21 protein-coding genes and 1 pseudogene are annotated in these 23759 nt (G+C 37.7%); 13 read left to right on the top strand and 9 right to left on the bottom strand.

Annotation, left to right across the window (positions count from 1 at the left end; genetic code table 11):
- Nucleotides 1-18 precede the first annotated feature (18 nt).
- From NSQ84_RS01800 to NSQ84_RS01785, 4 genes are all read right to left on the bottom strand, one after another.
- Entirely contained in the window at nt 19-1215 is a 1197-nt protein-coding gene (locus NSQ84_RS01800; protein ID WP_339212186.1) for a Ger(x)C family spore germination protein, read from the bottom strand.
- A 124-nt stretch (nt 1216-1339) separates the two neighbouring features.
- Nucleotides 1340-2203, bottom strand: coding sequence for a VOC family protein (locus NSQ84_RS01795; RefSeq protein ID WP_063388214.1), 864 nt, complete (start codon nt 2201-2203; stop codon nt 1340-1342).
- A gap of 29 nt (nt 2204-2232) precedes the next feature.
- Nucleotides 2233-3642: a HAMP domain-containing sensor histidine kinase gene (locus NSQ84_RS01790; protein ID WP_339212185.1), complete on the bottom strand. Its 1410-nt coding sequence runs from the start codon at nt 3640-3642 to the stop codon at nt 2233-2235.
- Nucleotides 3632-4330 (bottom strand): response regulator transcription factor, encoded by a 699-nt coding sequence (locus NSQ84_RS01785; protein ID WP_063388212.1) that lies wholly within the window; start codon nt 4328-4330, stop codon nt 3632-3634. Before NSQ84_RS01785 ends, NSQ84_RS01790 begins: the two co-directional genes overlap by 11 nt.
- Before the next feature lie 175 nt (nt 4331-4505).
- On the opposite strand from NSQ84_RS01785, the gene NSQ84_RS01780 reads away from it, so the two are divergent.
- Together NSQ84_RS01780 and NSQ84_RS01775 are read left to right on the top strand one after the other, a co-directional pair.
- Nucleotides 4506-5942, top strand: a complete 1437-nt coding sequence (locus NSQ84_RS01780) for an ABC transporter permease (RefSeq protein WP_130158680.1) — start codon at nt 4506-4508, stop codon at nt 5940-5942.
- Between the two features lie 17 nt (nt 5943-5959).
- Entirely contained in the window at nt 5960-6631 is a 672-nt protein-coding gene (locus tag NSQ84_RS01775) for an ABC transporter ATP-binding protein (RefSeq protein WP_066247100.1), read from the top strand.
- A 149-nt stretch (nt 6632-6780) separates the two neighbouring features.
- Here the strand turns inward: NSQ84_RS01775 and NSQ84_RS01770 are convergent, their stop codons facing one another.
- Nucleotides 6781-7980, bottom strand: coding sequence for an MFS transporter (locus tag NSQ84_RS01770; protein WP_063388745.1), 1200 nt, complete (start codon nt 7978-7980; stop codon nt 6781-6783).
- A 163-nt stretch (nt 7981-8143) separates the two neighbouring features.
- On the opposite strand from NSQ84_RS01770, the gene NSQ84_RS01765 reads away from it, so the two are divergent.
- The 3 genes from NSQ84_RS01765 (at nt 8144) to NSQ84_RS01755 (ending at nt 11581) form a co-directional block, all read left to right on the top strand.
- Nucleotides 8144-8788 carry an SDR family oxidoreductase gene (locus tag NSQ84_RS01765; RefSeq protein WP_063388744.1) on the top strand — a complete coding sequence of 215 codons (645 nt, stop codon included), beginning with the start codon at nt 8144-8146 and terminating at the stop codon, nt 8786-8788.
- A gap of 24 nt (nt 8789-8812) precedes the next feature.
- On the top strand, nt 8813-9811 hold the full coding sequence (locus tag NSQ84_RS01760) for an LLM class flavin-dependent oxidoreductase (RefSeq protein ID WP_063388743.1): 999 nt from the start codon (nt 8813-8815) through the stop codon (nt 9809-9811).
- 282 nt (nt 9812-10093) lie between these two features.
- A complete protein-coding gene (locus NSQ84_RS01755) occupies nt 10094-11581 on the top strand; it encodes a peptide MFS transporter (RefSeq protein ID WP_066247108.1) in 1488 nt (495 codons plus the stop codon).
- Here the strand turns inward: NSQ84_RS01755 and NSQ84_RS01750 are convergent.
- The 4 genes from NSQ84_RS01750 to NSQ84_RS01735 all read right to left on the bottom strand — a co-directional run bounded on the left by NSQ84_RS01750 (nt 11576) and on the right by NSQ84_RS01735 (nt 15850).
- Nucleotides 11576-13390, bottom strand: coding sequence for an IS1182 family transposase (locus tag NSQ84_RS01750; protein ID WP_339212184.1), 1815 nt, complete (start codon nt 13388-13390; stop codon nt 11576-11578). The two genes, NSQ84_RS01755 and NSQ84_RS01750, sit on opposite strands and share 6 nt — an antisense overlap.
- A gap of 204 nt (nt 13391-13594) precedes the next feature.
- A complete protein-coding gene (locus NSQ84_RS01745; protein ID WP_066247109.1) occupies nt 13595-14119 on the bottom strand; it encodes a type 1 glutamine amidotransferase domain-containing protein in 525 nt (174 codons plus the stop codon).
- A gap of 572 nt (nt 14120-14691) precedes the next feature.
- Nucleotides 14692-15552 carry a fructosamine kinase family protein gene (locus NSQ84_RS01740; protein ID WP_066247112.1) on the bottom strand — a complete coding sequence of 287 codons (861 nt, stop codon included), beginning with the start codon at nt 15550-15552 and terminating at the stop codon, nt 14692-14694.
- Nucleotides 15553-15646: 94 nt separating this feature from the next.
- Nucleotides 15647-15850 (bottom strand): hypothetical protein, encoded by a 204-nt coding sequence (locus NSQ84_RS01735; protein WP_063388739.1) that lies wholly within the window; start codon nt 15848-15850, stop codon nt 15647-15649.
- A gap of 221 nt (nt 15851-16071) precedes the next feature.
- Between NSQ84_RS01735 and NSQ84_RS01730 the strand changes: the two genes are divergently transcribed.
- The 8 genes and pseudogenes from NSQ84_RS01730 to NSQ84_RS01695 all read left to right on the top strand — a co-directional run bounded on the left by NSQ84_RS01730 (nt 16072) and on the right by NSQ84_RS01695 (nt 23469).
- Nucleotides 16072-16251 carry an SE1832 family protein gene (locus NSQ84_RS01730; protein ID WP_063388738.1) on the top strand — a complete coding sequence of 60 codons (180 nt, stop codon included), beginning with the start codon at nt 16072-16074 and terminating at the stop codon, nt 16249-16251.
- A 1127-nt stretch (nt 16252-17378) separates the two neighbouring features.
- A pseudogene (locus NSQ84_RS01725) lies at nt 17379-17661 on the top strand (IS256 family transposase); the annotation flags it as partial.
- A gap of 407 nt (nt 17662-18068) precedes the next feature.
- Nucleotides 18069-18797 carry an amino acid ABC transporter ATP-binding protein gene (locus NSQ84_RS01720; RefSeq protein ID WP_066247113.1) on the top strand — a complete coding sequence of 243 codons (729 nt, stop codon included), beginning with the start codon at nt 18069-18071 and terminating at the stop codon, nt 18795-18797.
- A 21-nt stretch (nt 18798-18818) separates the two neighbouring features.
- Nucleotides 18819-19685 (top strand): glutamate ABC transporter substrate-binding protein, encoded by an 867-nt coding sequence (locus NSQ84_RS01715; protein WP_066247116.1) that lies wholly within the window; start codon nt 18819-18821, stop codon nt 19683-19685.
- 63 nt (nt 19686-19748) lie between these two features.
- A complete protein-coding gene (locus NSQ84_RS01710; protein ID WP_066247119.1) occupies nt 19749-20402 on the top strand; it encodes an amino acid ABC transporter permease in 654 nt (217 codons plus the stop codon).
- A 122-nt stretch (nt 20403-20524) separates the two neighbouring features.
- Nucleotides 20525-21175, top strand: coding sequence for an amino acid ABC transporter permease (locus NSQ84_RS01705; protein ID WP_066247189.1), 651 nt, complete (start codon nt 20525-20527; stop codon nt 21173-21175).
- Between the two features lie 61 nt (nt 21176-21236).
- Complete coding sequence (locus NSQ84_RS01700) at nt 21237-22502, top strand: ATP-binding protein (protein ID WP_339212183.1); 1266 nt, start codon at nt 21237-21239, stop codon at nt 22500-22502.
- A 31-nt stretch (nt 22503-22533) separates the two neighbouring features.
- A complete protein-coding gene (locus NSQ84_RS01695; protein WP_066247125.1) occupies nt 22534-23469 on the top strand; it encodes a response regulator in 936 nt (311 codons plus the stop codon).
- Nucleotides 23470-23759: the final 290 nt, after the last annotated feature.

Below are 23759 nucleotides of genomic sequence, written 5' to 3'. Positions count from 1 at the left end.
CCTTCCATTTCCCTGCTCTCAATCCTCCAGCTTGTTAAGCGGAGGATTGTTGATCGTGCCTGTTCTTCGTATTTTGACATCAACAGTAGTTTTTATTGGAAGTTCAGTGAACGTTTCCTTCCAATGTTTTTTTATTTTTTTCCAATTTTCATAATCGTCCCGATACAACGCTTTTCCAAAACCGAAAGCATCGACTCGGTAATCTTGCTGAACATTCGAAAGAACTTTTTCAACTTCTTGTTTTATTTCTTCTTCCGTCTTTTTTTCTATCTTTCTTATCGTTTTTGTATTTGTTATTGTGAGATGCTTGCATTGTACATCCGCTACATTTCCTTGAGCCTCTATATGAACTTCACCAACGGGATTGCCTTTATGCATTTTTGTTTTTAGCTGGCTTTTTGCAGAAAAAATGTCAATGCTTATCTTTCCGTCATTCTTGCATGAAATTTCTTCGATCGTCCGATGTACTTTGCCGATAATATAATGAAGTCCTCTGCTCTGTTGTTCATCCAGCCAGCCTATTAATCGGTCTTGGTGAAACAAAGCGATTCCTTTAAATTTTAATTTTGCTTCAGGGTCAATTTGTTCATAATTGGCTTTCGTTTCACCGACTTGCTGATTGCCTTCTACTGATATTCCTGTCAGTTTCACTTCGATCCCTTCGCTGCTTAAATCCGATAACAATTGATCAAGAGTTACAGATATTGTCGGCGCCCATTGCTTATCTGATAATTCAAGAGAATTAAAAAGCTGGTTCGCCGGGATATCTTCTAACGCTGTTAAAACTTTTAAAATATCCCCTGCCTTGGCATCCTTTGCAACAGTTATATAAAAATCTGTTCTCATTTCATGATCGCGTGACAAAAGATCAAGCACCTCCCCAATTCCCTCTTTTGCTAATTCCTCACCGATTACTAAAATCCGCAAATGAGACGAGTAAATTCTCCTTGGAACAGCAGTGGTCATTCGCCGTATAGCTTCAATGATGGTGTGACCTTTCTCTTGATAAGTCATAACAGGAGTTTTATCCCCTTTACTCATCAACATGGCAATTTGACTAGGGTTTACTATTTGCGAGGTCACCACATACTGGTCTCCTTCTTTATCGATCCCTAAACCCACTTGAATGGCAATCGTGTTTAATTCTCTTCGGTTCCAGCAGCCGGATAACAACAACAAAACAACAGCAAATAAAAGCATCTTTTTGAATTTCATTTTTGCTTAACTCCAGCATTTTTATTTCTTGTTAATATTTGCATTTTTCGTTTTTTTATTCTTAATGCAAGAAAAATTTGCACAAAAAAAAAGACGCCAATGCGTCCATGTTCATGATCGATTTTTAATGAGCTGTCGTTATTTCAATTTGATTTCCGGAAGGATCGATCGTGTATATTTTTCCATCTTTTTCAGTTATACGTGCATTTATTTCTTTTAATCTCTTGATCACCTGATCTTTTTCTTCCTTATTCGGCAAAATGATTGTGAACCATTTAAGCCCGACACTATTCTCAGGAGGCTTTGGAGCCCCTATACCATTCCAAGTATTTAACGCAATATGGTGATGGTATTTGCCGCTAGAAATAAATAATGCATGAGATCCATATTTTGATGTCATTTGAAAACCGAGGCCTTTACAATAAAATTGTTCTGCTTCATCTAAATAGGCAACATGCAAATGAACATGACCAATAATGGTTGCTTCAGGCATCCCTTGCCAGCCCTCTGGATCTCTTTCAGAAAATAAATCGTTTATATCTAACGGAATCGTGTCCATCACAACTTGATTTTGATTCCATTCCCAATTCGCCGACTTTCGATCAGCATAAATTTCAATGCCGTTTCCATCCGGGTCTGCCAAATAGACCGCTTCACTGACCAAATGATCGGAAGCACCCTGCAGCGGATAGTTCATTTGAATGAGATGATAAAGGGCATTAGCTAAATCTTTCCTTTCCGGCAATAAAATGGCAAAATGATATAACCCTGTCGTCCGGACTTGTTTTCTTATGACATTATCCGGTTGTTCGACAATCAATAGCGGCTTCTTTCCATCAGCAGAAAAAACGACTTTATTTTCCTTTTGCTCTAATATTTTAAAACCCAATAAATTGTGGTAAAACGCAATAGATCTCTTAAGATCCTCCACTTTGATCGATACTCCCCCGATATATTTATTGGGCGAACGATGAAATGCAAGCTCCATGTATTATCCAATCCCTTCTACAAGATTCTTTAGCTTTTGACAGGCAGTTTAATCTCAAATTTCGTTCCTTTGCCTTTTTTACTTGTCACGTTGATTTCTCCTTGATGCAGGATCACTAACTGCTTCACAATTGAGAGTCCTAACCCGAATTCCCCGTATTTATTGTTTGTTCTTGACAGATCTGCTTTGTAAAATCTCTGCCAAATGTTTTCAATTTCTTTTTCGTCCATTCCGATCCCGGTATCTTCGATTTCAATGATTGTTTCCTTATATCCAGGTTTCCCCCGCAAAAATATTTTTCCGTTTTGTGTAAACTGAATGCTATTTTTAACAATATTGATCAAAATTTGAATGAGGCGATCATAATCAGCATAAATGATTTCATTTTCATCCGCTTCAATGATCATAATGTTATTTTTCTCCTCCGTTTGTGAAAGAAGCTGTTCCTTCACAATTTCAAACACATCAATTAACTGTATAGGTTCTATATTTAGCTTTACTTGATTCGACCGAATTTTTTCATAGTCCAAATTTTCATTAACTAGCCGAATCAGCCTTTTTGCCTCTTGGCTTACTAATTGAATGCCTCTTTCTTTTTCTTCTTCAGGAATCATATCGCTTTTTAATCCTTCAATGACACCGCTGATCGTTGTAAGAGGAGTTTTCAACTCATGAGAAACATCTGCAATAAACTGTCTCCTTCTTTTTTCAAGCCTGCTTATTTCCTCCTGAGAAGCTTTAAGCTTTTTTACCATTTCATTAAAGTCGCTTGCCAGCTCACCAATTTCATCGATTTTGGAGGCATTCACCTGGACGTCATAGTTTCCAGATGACACCATTGACGTTGCTTCACGAATCCTCTGAATTCTCCGAACATGCAGCTTCGATAAAAGACCGCTTAGCAAAAATGAAACCGTCAACGAAATTAAAATTGTATAAAATAAAAACTGATTAATGTCGCTGATGGTCTCTCTTGAACCGCTTATCGGCGAAACTAGGAGAACTCCTCCCATCAGCTCCCCGTTCACGATGAATGGCAAAGAAACGAAGGATACCGCCTGATCAAACCGTTTTAAATCTTGCTTGACCACGACAATTTTGCCATCCTCCAAACTCTCCCATTCTTTTTCTGACATTGTGAACCGCGGGAAAAAGCCAGCTTCCGGATAAAAAATTTCGCCTTGTTGATTAAACACACTGAACATAATATTTCGTGTCCTCAGCACCTGCCGGTATTGATCCAAAATCCGGTTTCCGCCCCAATTATCGCGGCTATAATCATGTAAAATGTTTTGGCCGTAGGCAATCAATTCTTCTACTTTATTTTGATAAACATAGTTTTCAACATATTTTGCAAAGGAAAAGCTCAAAATCAAGAATGCAATGACTAAAACTCCTATATGGCTAATAAGCAGCTGATACATATATTTAAGTTTCATCGTGCTTCACCGATTCGTCGAATTTATATCCCACCCCCCAAACCGTGTGAAGGAAGTTTTGCGCTTCAGGCCCGAGCTTCTTTCTCAGCCTTTTCATGTGGACATCAACCGTTCTTTCATCTCCGTAAAATTGATACCCCCATATACTTTCCAGCAACTGCTCTCTCGTAAATACTTGGCGCGGATGTGTGAGAAAATGATAAAGGAGGTCAAACTCTTTTGGAGTTAGGTTATTAATCGATTGTCCTTTAAAATACGCTTCTCTTGCATCTTTGTCCACTTTAAAGTGTTTGGTTGTCACAATGTTTTTTTGACGAGGTTCTTGCTTGTTATATCTTCTCGCCACTGCCTTTATTCTCGCCATTAGTGCAATCGGGCTAAACGGTTTCGTGACATAATCATCGGCTCCCATTTCAAGTCCGATCACTTGATCGGATTCACTGTCTTTAGCGGTCAGCATGATGATCGGAACGGAGTGTTCTTCTTCTCTTAATTTTCTGCAAAGCGTGACTCCATCCATTCCGGGAAGCATCCAATCGATGATGAGCAAGTCCCAATTGCCACTCTTAGCGGATTGGTAGCCTTCAAGTCCATCATGGACAAATTCCCCTTCAATCCCTTCCTTTATAAAAAACATATTTAGCATCGAACAGACGCTTTCATTATCTTCGATCACTAAAATTTTCATTTCTCTTCCTCCCGCTAAAACAACTCTTATTTTCAAGATAAACGAGTAAAGAAAGGGAAGCAACTACTTCAACTTCTCTTTTAAAAAATTAAACTTTCGAACATAGATTTTTCATAAATTGTTCATATGTTTCCAATATGCTTATCGTTGACAATCACGAAGGAGGTAAGATTAGATGAATTTTTTTAAAAGGTCGTTGTTAAGCGTATGGGCTAGAAAAGGAAAGAGCCTTTTACAACTGTTTATTTTCACCATCATTTGCTTACTTGTCCTTTCCGGTCTGGCGATCGAAAGTGCAGCAAAGAAAGCCAGTGATTTAGCGAAGGAAAAGCTGGGAGGAGAAGTGACCTTGCAGATGGATATGGAAAAAATGCGGAATCAGCAGCAATCGGAAGGTGAACGGACGAGGTTTCAGCTTGAACCCATTCCGGTAAAATCGGCAGAAGAATTATCTACATACTCAGAAGTAAAAGGTTATAACTTATATTCGTCGACAAACGGAATTGCTGAAGACTTTGATCCAATTGAAAATGAAGACACAAGTGATTCGGATGAGGAAACAGAAAACAGAGGTCCCTTTGGGGAAAATGGAAATCCAATGTTTCAATCTGATGTCAGTCTGCAAGGCGTCGTTTTTACTGATGCTGTCGAAGAATTTATGAACGGAGATTCTACATTGGTAGAAGGTGAACATATTACCGATCAATCATTAGGAAAAAATGTTGTGGTCATCGAAAAAACATTGGCGGATGAAAACGACTTAACTGTCGGTGATACGATTACGGTAAAAGGTGCCAATGAAGAGGAAAAAACGATTGAATTAAAAATCATTGGCATTTATGAGACAACCACAAACGAACAAGATCAAGGAATGAATTTTTCTTTTATGAACCCTTACAACAAATTGTACGTTCCATATACTGTCGCGAACACACTGAAAGGTGAAGACTATGAAAATACCATTGACCGCGCTGTTTTTTACATGAAAGATCCCGCGGAAATAGACTCGTTTATTCAAAAAGCGAAGAAAAATTCGAGCATAGACTTCGATACATTCAAGCTTGATGCAAATGATCAGCTATACAATCAAATGGTCGGACCAATCAACAATGTCGCGTCATTTTCAAAAAATGTCGTTTACTTAGTGACGATTTCAGGGGCTGTCATTCTTGGACTGATTGTCATGCTGTCAATCCGCGAACGGAAATACGAGATGGGTGTTCTTCTTTCTCTTGGGGAGAAAAGATGGAAGCTCATCGGTCAATTTGTCGCAGAAATATTGATTGTAGCCGTTCTCGCCATCGGAATTTCAAGCGCATGCGGAAATGTGGTGGCCGGCAAGATCAGCGATCAATTATTAGCGCAAGAGCTGGCCCAGCAAGAGCAGATGAATACACCTCCATCCTTTCGACCAGGTATGGGAGGCAGTGTAGGAATGAGAGGGCAAGCAGCTAACGTGGAAACAATTGATGACTTAGAAATCGCAATAACACCGAAAGATTTAGGCATGCTGTCGTCTATCGGAATGTTAATTGCCGTTTTATCATCATTTATTCCATCGCTGTCCGTTTTGCGGCTGCATCCGAAGGTGATTTTAACTAAACAAGACTAAGAAAAGAAGGGGATCAAATGAGTGCATTGTTGAAATTTCAAGATGTTAGCTATTGGTATAGCAGAGATCAGAAAAAAGTAGAAATCTTAAAAAAGATCAATATTGATTTTGAAAAAGGTACATTTTACACAATTACTGGTCCAAGCGGTGCGGGAAAATCCACATTTTTAGCTCTTGCCGGTGCTCTTGATTCTCCAAAAGAAGGGTCTATTTTATACGAGGGCAAGGATTTAAAAAAAATCGGCTATTCCAAATTTCGCAATCAATACGTCTCAATCGTCTTTCAATCATACAACCTGCTTCCTTATATGACAGCATTGCAAAACGTCGTTGCGGCAATGGAAATAACGAAATCCTCTAAAAAGCCATATAAACAAATTGCACTAAAAACATTAGAACAAATGGGGATTTCGCAGGACCAAGCAAAGCAAAAAGTACTGACACTAAGCGGAGGACAACAGCAAAGAGTTTCCATTGCCCGCGCTCTTTGCTGCGAATCGCAGTTAATTGTCGCGGATGAACCAACAGGAAACTTGGATGAGCAAACATCTAAAGAAATCGTCCGCATTTTTCAAGATTTAGCACATCAAGAGGGAAAATGCGTCATCATGGTGACGCACGATTTAACAATTGCATCCATCGCCGATGTGAACATTCATTTATCAAATGGAACCTTCCAAATACAATAAAAAGCTTGGGGTTGTCCAAAAAGTCAAATCCCCATTGAAAACAAACAATCATAAACACCGATATATCAACGTTTCTAAAACATTAAAAGGGGCAGTCAATAAGCCGGAAAAACGACTTTGAACTGCCCCGTCTTTTTATTTAGTTTTTTTTACACATACTTATTTCGTCCGGCATTCAAACCAGCAATGATCATCAAAACACAGACAGCAATAAACAATAAAATGGGCGCCACCCACGAATGAGTTTTGTCATACAAAACGCCAATTAAAATGGGCCCAAAAGCAGCAAGCAAATAACCAATTGATTGCGCCATTCCCGATAAAGCGGAAGCTTGCTCGGAGCTTCTTGTTCTTAAACCAAATAGCGCTAATACGAGCCCAATGCTTGCCCCTTGTCCAATACCGATTAAAATAATCCAAAAGACAATCAGTAAAAGAGGCCCGCCATACAATAATCCAACGAGACCTGCTAAATAAATAGCTCCTAAAACCGCTACAATTCGCCTTTGATCTGCATATTTGTCCGACAGTGCCGGAGCGACAAATGTTGCCGGCAAGCCAGCAATTTGCACAAGAAACAGCATCCAACCAGCTGTTGAAGCACTTAATCCGTCCGCCTGCAAAATTTCAGGAAGCCATGCAACCATACTATAAAATAAGAACGATTGAAGACCCATAAAAAATGTGACTTGCCATGCCAGCGGCGACCGGAGCAAAAAACCATTTGAAATATGTTCAATTGGCGGTTTTGCGGATCTCTGTTTTCCACTAATTAATGGAAACCATAAACATATCGCCACAATTGCTAAAATTGCCCAAAATAATAAGGCATTTTTCCATCCAAATTTTAATCCTTCCGACAACGGAATTGCTAAACCGGAAGCGATCCCTGCAAGCATACCCATAGCTGTTGAATAAACGCTTGTCATCAGTCCGATTTTATCCGGGAACCGTTCTTTTACAATACCCGGAAGAAGCACATTTCCAATGGCAATGCCTACTCCAATCAATACAGTTCCTAAAAGCAGACCGATCATCGCTCCGAATGTTCGAATAATCATTCCTGCAAGAAGCACGACTAACCCGGCAAAAATCGCCGTTTCATTTCCGTATCGGCTTGCAAATTTCGGAGCTAATGGCGAAAGAACCGCAAAAACGATTAACGGGATAGTCGTTAGTAAACCCGCAACCCCGTTGGAGATTCCGAGATCTTCACGAATATAACCGATGAGCGGTCCGACCGAAGTAATAGCAGGACGCAAATTAAAAGCAGCAAAGATTATTCCAACTATCAAGAGCATTTTTTTAATAGAAATTTCTTTTTCTGCCCTTACCGTATAGCGTTCCATACTCACCCCTCCTTTACCCCCTTGAACATCTTAAAAGTCAATTATTAATATACTAATCCCCATCGATGGGAAAATCAACCACATACCATGTATCGATCATTTGAGAAAACAGCCAGCTTCTGGAATAATGTTAATAAACGATGTTTGAAAGGAGAGTCCGTTTATGGAAATTGTTGTAGTTGGCGCCAATGGAAAAATCGGAAAAATTCTTGTTCAGTTATTAAAAGAAAGCAACGAGCACACAGTGAAAGCAATGATCCGCAACGAAAACCAAAAAGAATATTTTGACTCGATCGGAGTCAAGACGGTTTTAGCTGATTTGGAAGGCACAGTCGATCAGATTGCAGAGGCGATCAAAGGTGCGGAAGGGATCGTCTTTACCGCAGGTTCAGGCGGACATACAGGTGCAGATAAAACTCTTTTAGTAGATCTAGACGGTGCCGTAAAAACAATTGAAGCAGCAGAAAAGACAGGCGTTCAACGGTTTATAATGGTCAGCGCTTTGCAAGCCCATAATAGACAAAATTGGAACGAAAAGATTAAACATTATTATGTTGCCAAGCATTATGCCGACCGTTTCCTTGTCCAAAGCCGTTTAAACTATACAATTGTCCGGCCGGGGGCGCTATTGGATGAGAAAGGAACCGGAGAAATAAAAATTGCCGAAAATCTTGAAAGAGCCGCCATTCCAAGAGAAGATGTGGCTTCGGTTATTTTTGCATCAATAACGGAGAAAAACACTTTTCGCCGCTCATTTGACCTAGTCTCAGGAAACACCCCGATTCGCGAAGCATTAAAAAATTTTTAATATACGAAGAAAGGTTGGCGAATAATGCAGGTTAGCATTTTAGACCAAGCACCGATTTTGAACAACTCAACAGCAAAAGAGGCGTTGGAGCAATCCATTCAACTGGCCGTATTGGCGGAAAAACTAGGCTATACCCGCTACTGGATTGCGGAGCATCACAATCTTTCTGGACTTGCCTGCTCCGCTCCAGAAATTATGCTCCCAGTTATAGGGGCAAAAACAAAATCGATTCGCATCGGGTCAGGCGCAACGCTTCTCCCCCACTATAAGCCGTATAAAGTTGCGGAAATGTTTAATATGCTGGCAACATTATTTCCTAACCGCATTGATCTTGGGATCGGGCGGGCTCCCGGAGGAGACGCTCAATCAAGCATTGCGTTATCCGGCAATTATCTCGAAAATGTAAAAAACATGCCGAAAACCGTTCAAGAGCTGCTTCATTTTTTATATAATGACTATCCAAAAAATGAATTATTTTCGAGCATCTCAGCCTCTCCTTTGCCAAATATTCCTCCTGAACCTTGGATCCTTGGCACAAGCATAAAGAGCGCCTTTTTAGCAGCTGAAAACGGCATTTCCTATGCATTTGGCCAATTTATGAGCAATGAAGACGGGCGGCAAATTATTCAAACATATAAAAATCAGTTCCAGAAAAAAAGAAAACAGCAGCCAAAGACAATTGTCACAGTCTCGGCAATATGCGCTGAAACTAGCGAAAAAGCGGAGCAAATTGCCTTCAGCAGCTTTTTATGGAATCTTCAGCATCATAAAGGAAAAACACTTGATTTTCCATTAAAAGAAGAAGCAAAGCAGCAATTGCTGAATTCAGATGAATTTCAACAGTTTCAAAAGAATATGATCATTGGCGATCCAACATTTGTCGTTCACCGTTTATATGAATTAAAAAATTGGTATGAAGCAGATGAAATGATGATCATAACAATAACTGGAAGCTATGAAGAACGCACAAAATCGTATCAATTGATAGCAGAGGAAATAAATAGAAAGAAATCTTATCGTTAATATAATCAATATGACCATGGATAAAATCGGTTTAACCTATATGGGAACCGATTTTTTCTTTTTCCAATCCCCCATTTCATATTGTATCCTCCCCTTTTTTTAAAAATTCCCTAACTTACAACTGTTCCAAATATTATATGTATATAATTTTATGCATTTAACAGTTGACGTTTTAATTATATTAAAATATTATTTAAAGAGCGGTAGGACGGTTATTTTTTTATTTTCGGACAATTCAAAACATCTTAAAAATTATATAAAAATAATGGAGGTTTATTTTTTATGATAACAAAGGAGCAGATTGTCCAAAGCCTTCCGCAAAAAGGTTTTTTTGGACATCCAAAAGGATTATTTACGCTGTTTTTTACGGAGTTTTGGGAACGTTTTTCCTATTACGGAATGAGAGCAATACTTCTTTATTATATGTATTATGAAGTTTCTAAAGGCGGTTTGGGAATAGATGAAGCTACCGCTGCATCGATTATGGCGATCTACGGTTCTCTCGTGTATATGTCGGGAACAATTGGAGGATGGATTGCAGACCGCCTGTTAGGGACAAGCAAAACTGTTTTTTACGGCGGAATTTTAATCATGCTCGGTCATATCGTCTTATCCTTCCCTGGAAATATTGAAGCTTTATTCATTTCCATGACGCTGATTGTTCTTGGTACTGGACTTTTAAAGCCGAATGTATCAAGTGTTGTCGGCGATCTTTATGCAGATAACGATGCCCGCCGCGATTCAGGGTTTAGTATTTTTTACATGGGTATTAATTTAGGTGGATTTTTAGCTCCCATTATTGTTGGAACTTTAGGACAAGGATATAATTTCCATCTTGGTTTTGCTCTTGCTGCTATTGGTATGTTTTTCGGACTTTTGACGTTTGTCCTAACAAAAAAGAAAAACCTTGGTCTCGCCGGAACACAGGTGCCTAACCCGTTACAACCAGAAGAACGAAAAAAAGTATTCACTATTTTCGGCATCGGCGCTTTAGTAATTATCGCCTTTTTAGCTGTCACCATCCCTGCAGGACTTTTGACTATAAATAGCTTTACTATGATTGTCAGCATCCTCGGAATTGTAATACCTGCATGTTATTTTATATTTATGTACCGGAGTCCTAAAACAACAGAAGTGGAGTGTTCGCGTGTAATTGCTTACATTCCGCTCTTTATTGCCGCAGTAGTTTTTTGGGCTATTCAAGAACAGGGAGCTATTATTTTAGCCACTTATGCAGATAAGCGCACCCAATTATCCTATGCAGGACTTGAACTGCAATCATCATGGTTTCAATCGTTGAACCCTTTATTTATCATCTTTTTGGCGCCGATTTTTGCATGGTTTTGGGTGAAGCTTGGAAAGCGTCAGCCATCAACACCGAGCAAGTTTGCATTCGGACTTATTTTTGGCGGTCTATCTTTTCTAGTTATGATCATTCCTGCTTATGTAAACGGTACTGAGTCATTAGTTAGCCCTTTATGGCTCGTACTAAGCTTCTTCCTTGTTGTAATCGGAGAGCTGTGCTTGTCCCCAGTAGGACTTTCAGCAACTACAAAGCTTGCTCCAGCGGCTTTTTCAGCGCAAACAATGAGCCTATGGTTTTTAACTAGTGCAGCCGCTCAAGCCATTAATGCCCAGCTTGTAAAATACTACACAGTTGAAACAGAAATTGTTTATTTTGGCATTATCGGCATGGTTTCAATTATTCTTGGCCTTATTTTATTCTTCATGGCACCTATGATTAAACGTTTGATGAAAGATGTTCTATAATAAAGTCTTGCTGCATGATAAAAAGGGGCTGTCCGATAAGTCCCTAAAATGAAGCAAGTGGAGAAAAACAATTCGTTTCTCTCCACTTGCTTTTATATTTTTTCGATTTTTATCTGAAAGTAGCTGGCGGATGCCGGCTACTTTCAGTATGTTGTGGGCTAATGCCACAATCCCAAACTCAACATGTACCTTGTCGAGGCCCCGCAAAGAAAATCTGCGGAACGACCGATTGCCCTTGATGTGACCGAACACACTTTCTGCCTCGACTTTGCGTCGAGCGTAGATGGCGGCTTTCTCTTCACATTCAAGGGCTGTTTTGGCCTTTGCTTTCATTTCTTCGAAGATGGGATTCCAGTGAACTTGACGATTTCCCTTCGCTTTTGTGCATTTCGCTTTCAATGGGCAATCGGTACAATCTTCACATTCGTATATTTTGAAGCTTTGTTCATAGCCAGATGGATTCTTTTTGTTTTGGTATTTTTTAAACGTTACTCTCCTTCCATTCGGGCAAATAAAACAATCATCCTCTTCACAATAGGTCCAGTTTTTGGCATTTTTAATGTCTTTTTTGTATGTACGTGTTTGTTCTTTTACATAGCTCCCATAAGGAATTAGAAACTCAAAACGGGGCTCTTTCTCATCACCAACTGCATATACATAGTTTTCTTCACTACCATAGCCTGCATCCGCAATGACCGTTTTGGGCATCGGTAATGAACTGGAGGCTAGCTTCTCCATATGTGGGATAAAGCAACGTGTATCGGTCGGTCGTTGATGAATGGTATAAAACAAGATAAACTGATTCTCTGTCCCCATTTGCACGTTGTATCCGGGCTTGAGCTGACCGTTTTTCATATGGTCTTCTTTCATGCGCATGAAGGTTGCGTCTTTGTCTGTTTTCGAGTAGCTGTTACGGTCACCGAACATTTCCTTTTGTTCCTTGTATCTTGCCATTCGGGGCAGGAAATCTTCACGAATTTGTTTCACCGATTTCTTTAATTGACTGCGTTTTTTTCGCTTCTCTTTCCGAATGGATGTATCGGTCTCCTTTTCGATTTCTTCCGTTAGCGTTTCAACTTTTTCTTCTATTTCTTTTGCGATTTCCTCCATGTTTTGTTCGGTGATCTCTGTATGTTGATCGCTTTCCTTTTGCCCTGTTCCGGCTTCTAATTGGGTTAATTCATGAATGTGCTTTAGTGTTTCTTGGATTTTTTCTTTTAATTTCTCTTCGAATTTCAAAGTGGATTTTTTCCACACAAAAGAATACTTATTGGCATTGGCTTCGATCTTAGTGCCATCCAAAAAGTAGTTTTCCATCGTGATGTAATGTTCTTTTATCAATTTGAGAATCATGACTTCAAAGAGCTCATCCATGAAAGCTTTCATCCGTTCCCCTCGGAACTCATTAATGGTGCGAAAATCTGGTTGTTGCATCGCTGAAAGCCACATGGCAGGAATATTTTCTTTAACGAGTTTTTCGATTCCTCGGCAGGAATAAACCTTTTGAGAATAAGCATACAGAATGATTTTCAGCATCATTTTGGGATGATAGGAACTTCTGCCGCCGCCTTTATAATGAGAAAACAATTGTTTATCTGGTATCGCCTCCACCATTTCGTCCACGACACGTGCCACGTGATGTTCGGGTATAAGAGATTCAATATCATAAATCATTTGAACTTGACGGTTGTCATATGGTTTGAAAGTAGGGGCTAAATTTCTTTTGGCAGGAGTTTTTTCTTCTTTTCCATCTAGAGGAAGTGTCATTTGTGTGTTATAATTTTCACGAGTAATCATTTGATTGCTCATAAAAAATCGTCCTTTCTGTAATGTTGTGTGGTAACTTCATTTTACTAGAAAGGACGATTTTTTTGTGCATTTTTTTTAAAAAGTGAAAAAATGAGGGGCTCCAAAAAGTCAGTTACCCTGACTTTTTGGACAGCCCCTTTTTGCCATATATGAAGTTTGTTTTTGTCAAAATCACTCAGCAAAAAATTTTGAATTTCTCTCCGCTTACTTTGATACTTTATCCAAAAGCTTCAATGATTCTCTATTAAATGCTTCTAAGTCAGCAGGTGTGCGGCTTGTAACCAATTGGTTTTGGCACACGACAACTTCTTCGTCATGATAGTTGGCGCCTGCATACTCCATATCTACGCGAATTGATTTATAGCCAGTTGCATCCCGACCTTCCAATGCTTTTGCCGAAATTAGCAGCTGAGGTCCATGACAAATAGCAAATACCGGTTTTTTCGCATCCATCATAGCTTTTACAAAAGAAACAAAACGGTCATCCGCACGCAAAATGTCCGGCGAGAAACCTCCCGGCAAAAGAAGTGCATCAAAATCGTCCGGTTTTACATCATCAATCGAATAGTCAATTTTAACTTCCGCTTCACCTTTTTTTCCTTTAACTTTTTTGCCAGCTTCTTTTTCAATTGTGACCACTTCATGACCTGCTGATTGAAATGCTTCTGCAGGACTTGTGAACTCACTGTCTTCGAACAAGTCTGTAATAAGAGTAGCTACTTTTGCCATGTGATCAACTCCTTTATTTTAGATTATCATAAAAAATTTTGTGGAAACATTTATTTGCTTCATATATTATTATCAATTACCTATATTACTAATCAAACGTTTGTTTAACAATAAATATGATTGCCAAAATCAGCAGTCTCGCAATGCGGTTGCCTTCATCCGCGTTTAGAGGCGGAATTTTTCAGATAAATCGAATCAACCGAGACAAAATGGACCAAGCAAGCTATTAAGCCTGTTTCATTTGTCTTCAATATAGAAATGCTGTCAGCTTCAAGTCCTTGCATTTTGATGCTGAGTTCAGCATTCCAACCTCTTTCAGCTAATAAACCGCATACGCCGGGCAGCGAAGCTTTGACATTACCGTTGAATTAGAAAATGAAAACGTTCGTTTATAAATTTATTTGAGAAGAGCGGGCTTTTAAATAAGAGTTTCGGGAGGGACGACAACTATCCTTTTCTTTCTGGAAGAAAATATTTGATCGTTTGCACAATTAGGGAGCTGCAAGCTCTTAAAACGAAAGGAAACAGTTGTCTAAACCGAAAAAACTAACGGTTCTCAGTCCTCATCTTTTTTAAACATACATTTTTAATATGCGGTCTACTGCTCCACCATATGATTCCCCAAACAAATTCAGATGGACAAGCAAATAATAAAGCTGGTACAAAGGCTTGATTTCCTCATATCTTTCGGAAAGAGGGTAATATTCTTCATATGAGCGGTAAAAATCTTGGGAAAAGCCGCCAAATAATTCGGTAAAGGCAATTTCAAAATGGCGATCTCCATACATTACGGACGGATCAATTAAAAATGGTTCCCCATTCGGTCCAACTATCCAATTCCCTCCCCATAAATCGCCGTGTAAAAGAGAAGCCTCCACGTTTGCTGGAATCCATTCATGCAAGCGATTAAGGAGAGTTTCCAAACTTTTTCCACGTTCACCACGTATATAATTTTTCTTGATTCCTATTTCCATTTGTCCGCTTAAACGGTAGTCCCGATAGTATTCAAGCCAAGATGACATAAGGCGGTTTCTTTGAGGCAGCGTTCCAATATATGTGTTTTTCGAATATCCGTGATATACAAAATGGCTTTTGTGTAAAGCTGCCAGCTTTTGGCCTAACAGCTTTTCTGTATTATCATCTTTTTTACCGTTCACCCATTCCATGATCAAAAATCCCTCGTTGGAATTCTCGGAGTAAGCAAACACCTTCGGTACGCGCACGGTGTTAGTATCCCTAATCAGTTGAAGCCCTTCCGCTTCCAGACGGAAAAAATCTTCGGGAGCTTCTAAATTGTACTTTAAAAAATACGTTTGGTTTTCTGTCTGTACAAAATAGCTTTCGTTAATATCACCTCCGCTTACTTTCCGAATGTTTTCGATTACTCCAAAATCTCCAGCAGCCCTTAATGCTTCCGCTATAATTTTTTTCATCCTGCCTCCTCTTTTTCTTTTTTGTACTTATCTTTTCATAAATCATATATCTTTTGCAACGAAATCAACAAAGCAGCCTTTATTAATTGAAAAGTTATTTTTCTTTAGATTTCATTGTTCCAACAATAAAATATTCAAGAGCTTTTACATCTTCTATTAATTTTCTCCGTAATTGTTGATATGTTTCAAAAGATTGGTAGTCTAAATGATGATTTTCTTCAAACATTGTGCACAAATCGTTAAAGTTTTTGTAGATTCGGTCAAAATTTTTTTCCATCAGCACCAAAACATTTTTCATTCTCCTTTTCCTACTCCTTTTCCAAAAACCCCTTAAAAGAGACGGCGCAAAAATTCTCCTTATTTTATTTCGGAAAAAATAATTATATTTTCGACTCTTTCATAAATAATAGTTACTTCTCATACATTTTTAGTTGGAATCACTCATATCGTGTAAGGTGTCATTCCGACATTCATGATAAAATGGTAAAAAGGAAATCAGATACATTGGAGTGAATATTGATGACAAAACAAGAAATTGAACAAAGAATCGCCGAATTAAAATCTGACTATATCCGCATTCAAGGGGACATCGAAAAGCTTGAATCAGTCGGAGGAAATATAGAAAAAGCGGAACAGCAGCTTACGGAAATTGAAAACGAGTTGGCCAATCTTAGAACGGCGCTGAACAAGCAGCGTTAACACCAAGATCAAATTCCGCTGTCCGTTTCCTTTCATAATCATTTTCATTGATCCATTGGATGGGAAAAAAGAAGGTTCTGTGTGGTTTTATCCCCTCCAGGTGGAAAGTAAAAAAAGTGTTCTTAGGAGTCTGCCGGAGAGGGGATTTTTTATGGTGAAAAATCAAACATGTAACTCATATTCAGAAGATCTGAAGCGTGAATCGTTCGTTTGAAATGAAAGGAGGCTCCCTTATCGGCAACTTCATGAACATTTTGGAATTAAGCGGCATACGCAAAATTTAAGAAATGTCAAAATGTAGAGGCTTTTTGATGCGTTTTTACGATCAGCGGGAAGTATGAAAACACATGCAATTTAAAAGTTTAGAAGAAGAAAGCACAAGTCGATTTGCTTAAAAAGCGCCGTCCAAATCTATACGGGAAGAAGTGGCCCTAAAAGCCGATCGATTTCATATTATTGATAAAGCATTTATGTTTGTTGCGATCATTTTTTAGGATTTCGTAAATGCTTTCATTTTTTCTAAATCACAATGATGATGATAAATCAAAAAAAATTAGAACTGATTGCTGGATGAGATCAAATCGAACAGGTGGACACATCCCAATATGAAACGAAATCCATATGCTTTCATTTCCAGATCCTTTTTTATTTCTAATTTACACGGCTAAGAGTATGACAGACAATGTGAACGACACAACGCTGTACGTCGCCTTGCGGATAAAGCGCTCCTCCAGTCCTGGCAATCATCGAATACGCTTAAAGCACTTCTTGACACCTCTTGTGTAAAGGTTTTACAGAATTTTGTCCACCTACGAAAAAATCCAAAATTTTGCGATATCCTTTTTCGTTTACTCCTAACACTACATAAATGACTTTTTTTCAACCGTCGTAGTCCAAATATAAAACAGCATAACGCTTGGATAGTGGACAGTTGCGCCATTTTTGATGTCTTCTCTTTCTGGTCATACAACTGATCGTCAGGAGAATAGGGACTTTCCATCCACATGCTAATTTCCCGTGTCTTGATGATCGCTTCCTAAAGCGAGCCCGTATAATGTTTATAAAAGGGAAATTCGCGTTTGAAATTCCGAGTTTCGATCTTAGCACCAAAAGGGCATCAGTCTAATCGATCTCCGGGTAAAGAAAACGCATGGAAGTCGTTTCGGCAGTTTTCATCGGAATAATTGAGTAAATTTTAAAAGAGAAGCCCGATCTTGAGTCTCGCCTTCATGAACCTAAGCAGTAATCGAAGTGTGATGTACACGATAAATACCATCCAACGAGCGATCAAGGAGATTCGGAAACGTCTAAAGCCGATGAACAGTTTAAGCAGTTAAGAATCCGCTGAAAAAGCAGTATATTTGACCTTTCAAACTTTTAGCGAGAAATAGGCAGAACGAAAAGTTGTGAAGATTTGCAGAAGCGCAGGAAGCCCTCCAGCGAAAATTCGAAGAACGTAACAATTAATCATATATGGCAGATTCATTGCGTTTACTGCTTATTGATGCCTCTTTTTTATGGTTTAAAAACGTTAATATTTTTAGAATTTGACCCCCTAGACAGTCTCCCGCAAAGGAAATCGGTTCCCTATCAATTCCAAATTCATTCAGAAATATTGTATCTGCCCCGCATTACATAAAATTTTTTAACAGTATACTCATTTATACCATTCTCTACTTTTGTAAAAAAATATGACAAGGTTTTTTATTTGGTTTTTGTAATTTTTTGTAGATTTTCGTAGATTTAATTTAATATTAATTTAGAATTTGTTAAATATTTTAAAAATTATTTACATATAGAAAGGAGGGGGTTGATTAATGATCATTTTCCATGAAGTAAATAAACATTACGGAAAATTCCATGTTCTGCAAAATATCAATCTGCATATTAAACAAGGGGAAGTTGTCGTCATTATCGGTCCTTCAGGATCCGGGAAAAGTACACTCGTTCGTTGTATTAACAGGCTTGAAACAATTTCTAGTGGAGAATTAATAGTAGATAATGTAAAAGTTCATGACAAAAAAACAGATATAAATAAATTACGCCGCAACATCGGGATGGTATTTCAACATTTTCATCTTTATCCTCACAAAACCGTCCTACAAAACATTACGTTGGCTCCTATAAAAGTGTTAGGAATTGCAAAAGAAGAGGCTGAAAGAACTGCAATGTACTATTTAGAAAAAGTAGGAATACCTGATAAGGCAAATTCCTATCCATCCTCTCTATCCGGAGGACAACAACAGCGTGTTGCAATTGCCCGTGGTCTTGCAATGAAACCAAAAATCATGTTGTTTGATGAACCAACTTCTGCACTGGATCCAGAAACAATCGGAGAAGTGTTAGACGTCATGAAAAAGCTGGCGAAAGAAGGGATGACCATGGTGGTTGTAACACACGAAATGGGTTTTGCCCGAGAAGTTGCAGACCGAATTGTGTTTATTGATCAAGGGAAAATATTGGAGGTTTCAACACCTGAAGAATTTTTCTCCAATCCAAAAGAAGAGAGAGCAAAAAATTTCCTAAACAGAATATTAAATCATTAAATATGAAGGGGGATGTTATATATGAGCTTTCGATCATTCTGTAAGAAAATACTTTCCATTTCTTTAATTTCTATTTTATGTATATCTATTTTGTCAGCCTGCGGCGGAAAAACTACTACTAATACTACTGCAGAACAAGAAAAAACAGAAAATTCTTCCGACAATCAAAATACGTTAGAAAAAATAAAAGAAAGGGACAAATTGATTGTCGGCGTAAAATATGATTTAAATCTTTTCGGACTTAAGGATCCTAAAACCGGAAAGGTGGAAGGGTTTGATATCGATATTGCTAAAGGTTTAGCTAAAAAAATATTAGGAGATGAAAATAAAATCGAACTGAAAGAAGTAACTTCTAAAACCCGAATTCCTCTTTTAAACAATGGCGATATCGACTGTATCATTGCCACAATGACTATATCGGAAGAGCGCAAAAAAGAAGTAGATTTTTCAGATGTTTATTTTATGGCCGGACAATCTTTACTTGTGAAGAAAGACAGCAAAATCAACGGTATTTCTGACGTCAAAAAAGGTGTAACCGTTTTAACGGCAAAAGGATCTACTTCCGCTCAAAATATTCGTGAAAAAGCACCAGAAGCAACTGTATTAGAATTTGAAAATTATGCTGAAGCCTTTACTGCTTTAAAAGCTGGTCAAGGAGATGCTTTGACAACAGATAATGCTTTATTACTAGGAATGGCAAAGCAAGATCCTAATTTCCGAGTCGTTGATGAAACATTTACAGAAGAACCTTATGGAATTGCTGTCCGCAAAGGTGATACAGAATTTGTAAATACAATTAATGAATATTTAAAAGAAATTAAAGAAAACGGTGAATATGACAAAATTTATGAGAAATGGATCGGAGACGTACCAAAAAATGAAAAATAATTTAATAAACAGATGAGCGGTTTTTCACCCTCATCTGTTTCTTCCTGAAAGGAGTGATTATATTTGTTGAATTTTTCCATACTCATTGATCATTGGGATATGTATATAGAAGGCTTTTTTAATACAATAAAAGCTAGTGTATTCGCTATGATTGCAAGCTTAGTTGTAGGAACAATTATCGCTATTTTCCGTATAGCTCCCTTTCGACCACTCAATTGGCTTGGCACGATGTATGTGGAATTTATCCGAAACATCCCGTTGATGTTAATAGTATTTGTATTCTTTTTCGCTCCTTCCGCTTTGGGGTTACGCATTAATTCTTTTTTGGCAGGAACACTAGGTCTTACAACTTATACAGCCGCATTTATCGCCGAGTCGATACGTGCAGGTATTCAAGCAGTACCGAAAGGTCAAATGGAAGCTGCCCGTTCTTCCGGTTTAACATACGTACAAACGATGTGGTATATTATTTTGCCACAAGCAATTAAAATTGTTATCCCTCCATTAGGAAATCAATTTCTTAATCTTGTGAAAAACTCGTCTGTACTCGGTGTAATTGCTGGCTTAGATCTCATGTATTTCGGTGATTTAATATCTTCTGAAACATTCGTAACATTTGATGTATATATTTTTGTTGCTATGTTTTACTTGCTGTTAACTATTCCTTTAAGCTTAAGTGTCAGTTTTCTTGAACGCAGACTAGCAAAAAATAGATAAAGAGGATAGCCCTCTACCATGTAAATATATTGAATAAATTTAATTTGTATCCACTAACATGAGGTTAAGAATCTATAGGTGTTAAAGAATTGGGAGAATTTATAGAGGGAGGGGAAAACAAAATGGATTTTATTGGTGCTTATTCACCCAGTCATATCATATTTCTTTTGAAAGGATTTTCTGTCACCCTACTTGTTGCTTTTATATCCATTACCCTTAGTTTTATATTCGGCATCATGATCGGTGTATTGCGTTACACAAAAGTTCCGGTCATTAGTCACCTACTGGCCGTTTGGGTGGAAACGATTCGAAACTTACCGTTATTATTAATTATTTTCTTTACGTTTTTTGCTCTTCCAGAAATAGGATTAAAATTAGATAAAATGGCCGCTGCCATTTTAGCATTAGTAGTTTTTGAATCTACTATGTTGTCAGAAATTGTTCGAGGTGGATTAAATTCCATTGAAAAAGGTCAAATAGAAGCTGCTCGTTCTTCTGGATTAAATTATTTGCAAACTTTATGGTATATTATACTGCCGCAAGCTTTACGCCGGATGGTTCCGCCAATTGTCAGTCAATTCATTTCACTACTAAAGGATACTTCTTTTGCTGTCGTGATCTCTTTACCAGAATTAATGAATCATGCACAAATCATTAATGGCAAAAATATCAACTATGTCATTCCGATCTTTATTTTAGTTGCTCTCATGTATTTTACTGTAAATTATTTATTATCATTAGTTTCAAGACGGTTGGAAAACAAATATATCTAAATAGACGTTTCGTAGGTTTCTGGCCATAATGGTATTATAATTGTCTATGAAGGAGAATGCGATGAATAACCGCCTTTGGACACTTGTTGTCCTTGTTTTCACTACTGCACTTCTGGGAGAAATGAAAATCAATCCTTTTGATAATTTTTTTCGATTTTCATTAGGAAGTGCAATTTTCTTCTTTGGATTACTATTTTTTCGATCTGCTCCTATCCTTGTAACTGGATTTAGTACTGGCATTTTTGTTTTGCTGTTTCGGATGATGATCGATCTTATATTAGGGCGAGTCTTTTGGATCGACAGTTTCTTTATCCATTTACCCGCTGCCTTTTACTATTTTAATTTTACTTTACTCGTTTATGTTACAAAAATTCAAAAATATTTAAAAACTCCCATTCGTGTAGGAATCATTGGAGCATGCATTGATTTTTCATCTAATATGGTGGAATTATCTTTTCGCATACTAATACAAGAACAATTTACCCTCACGTTAGAAACTATTTGGATGCTACTTTTATTTGGGATTTTAAGAAGTTTTTGCGCAGTAGGGCTTTACAATATTTTAAATTTTTCTCAATTAAAAGCCATAAGCGAAGCGCGACAACATGAACTCGAACGTCTCGTTATGATCAATACAAGCCTTTATGAAGAAACATTTTTTTTGCGGAAATCAATGAGCCATCTAGAAGATATAACTAGAAAAAGCTATCAACTATATATGCGTTTAATGGAATTAGAAAATAAAGAGGCAAGTACAGCCCTTTATATTGCTGAACATGTTCATGAAGTGAAAAAAGATTCACAAAAGATTTTGGCAGGATTATCTAAACTAATGAGTCAAGAGCAACTAAACCTTCATATTTCCATTACAGATATTTGCGATTTAGTTATTAAAACAAATCAAAAATATGCAGAAGTTTTAGAAAAGCCAATTCAATTCCAAAAAAAATGTGATATTGACTTATGTACTAACCATGTATATGCTCTTCTATCTGTATTAAACAACCTTGTTTCAAACGCAGTCGAAGCAATACATCATTCAGGTTGGGTTGAACTGCGTGTAGTGGAAGATAATCACAGCATAAAATTTTTCGTAACCGACTCCGGTATTGGTATATCCGAGGAAGATCAAGACTGGATTTTTGAACCCGGATTTACAACAAAATTTGACAAAAACGGGAATCCATCAACAGGAATCGGATTGACACATGCCCAAAAAATTGTACAAAATTTAAATGGTTCAATACAATTATCAAATGAAAAAGGACAACCTACTCAATTTATGGTAGCGATACCAAAAGATCAGCTGTTTAAAACGTTTACATAGGTATTTCATAATAAAGAAAGGGGGGCACGTGATGTACCTTCGCTTCTTCCTAATTGAAGACGATCCTGTTGTTAGAAGAATGTTGGAAAAAATAATAACAGACAGCGGGCTTGGAAAAGTTATCGGACAAGCAGATGATGGGATTAATGTTTCAATCGATCAACTCAAAAATGTGGATGTTATTCTAATTGATCTATTGATGCCTCGACTAGACGGCATTCAAACAATGAAAAAATTGAGAAGCGAAGGATTCACCGGTCCCTTTATTATGATTTCTCAAGTTGAAAATAAAGAAATGGTCGGTGAAGCATACTTGCAGGGTGTCGACACATACATTCAAAAACCTATTAACAAATACGAAGTCGTTTCCGTTTTAAAAAGAGTTGCCAACCATCTTGCCTTATCTTCTTCACTTATATCTATTCGCAATTTATTAGAAGTAATGGATGATAAAGATAAAGATCAGCAAACATTTTTAAAAGCTTCTACATATTCTGCAAAGCATTCGATTGAGGAAAAAGCTTGCCATCTCCTTCTCACTTTAGGCATTGCTGGCGAGACGGGAACTTCTGACATATTAGCAGTGATAAAATGGCTAGAGGCTCGAGAACAGAATGGAAAAAATATACACGACCTTCCTCAATTAAAAGACTTATACAAACAAATTTTGCTGCAATCTGGAAATCATTTTGATGAAGAATCTCTACAAAAGGAATTGCGTGCCATGGAACAGCGTATTCGCCGAATAGTTTTACAAACATTCACCAATTTAGCTTCAATTGGATTAACTGATTATACAAATCCTAATTTCGAACATTACGCCCCTCGTTTATTTGATTTTGAAGAAATCCGCCAACGAATGGAGGAACTAAAAAATGGAGAAAAGACAACAAAATGCCGATTGAGCATAAAAAAATTTATAACTGCACTTTATTTAGAGACAAAAGAAGAAATGAATTTTCACTAGTTTCTTACATATATAGTAAAAATTATTTTTCATCAGCATCTCTTGTCCACCTCCACCGATGAATTGGAATCTATTCCCGGCAATCTGTTGACACATGTTATATCTTAATCCTTTCTATTATAAGGGAAATGATCCGCCGAATATAAAGTTGTAAGGAAGCAATGATCATCATACTATGTCTACTGCACAATAAAAAACTTAACCATCGCACGAATGATATGATCCCCTTTATAGTAGACCGAAAAAAGAAAGCTCATGGAAGGGATTTTTATGTGGAAAGCCTTCGATAA

The sequence above is a fragment of the Aeribacillus sp. FSL K6-3256 genome, from assembly GCF_037965805.1.
Classification (GTDB): domain Bacteria; phylum Bacillota; class Bacilli; order Bacillales; family Aeribacillaceae; genus Aeribacillus; species Aeribacillus composti.
Note: the sequence above shows the minus strand (reverse complement) of the source record. Positions and strands in the feature narration are given on the sequence as shown.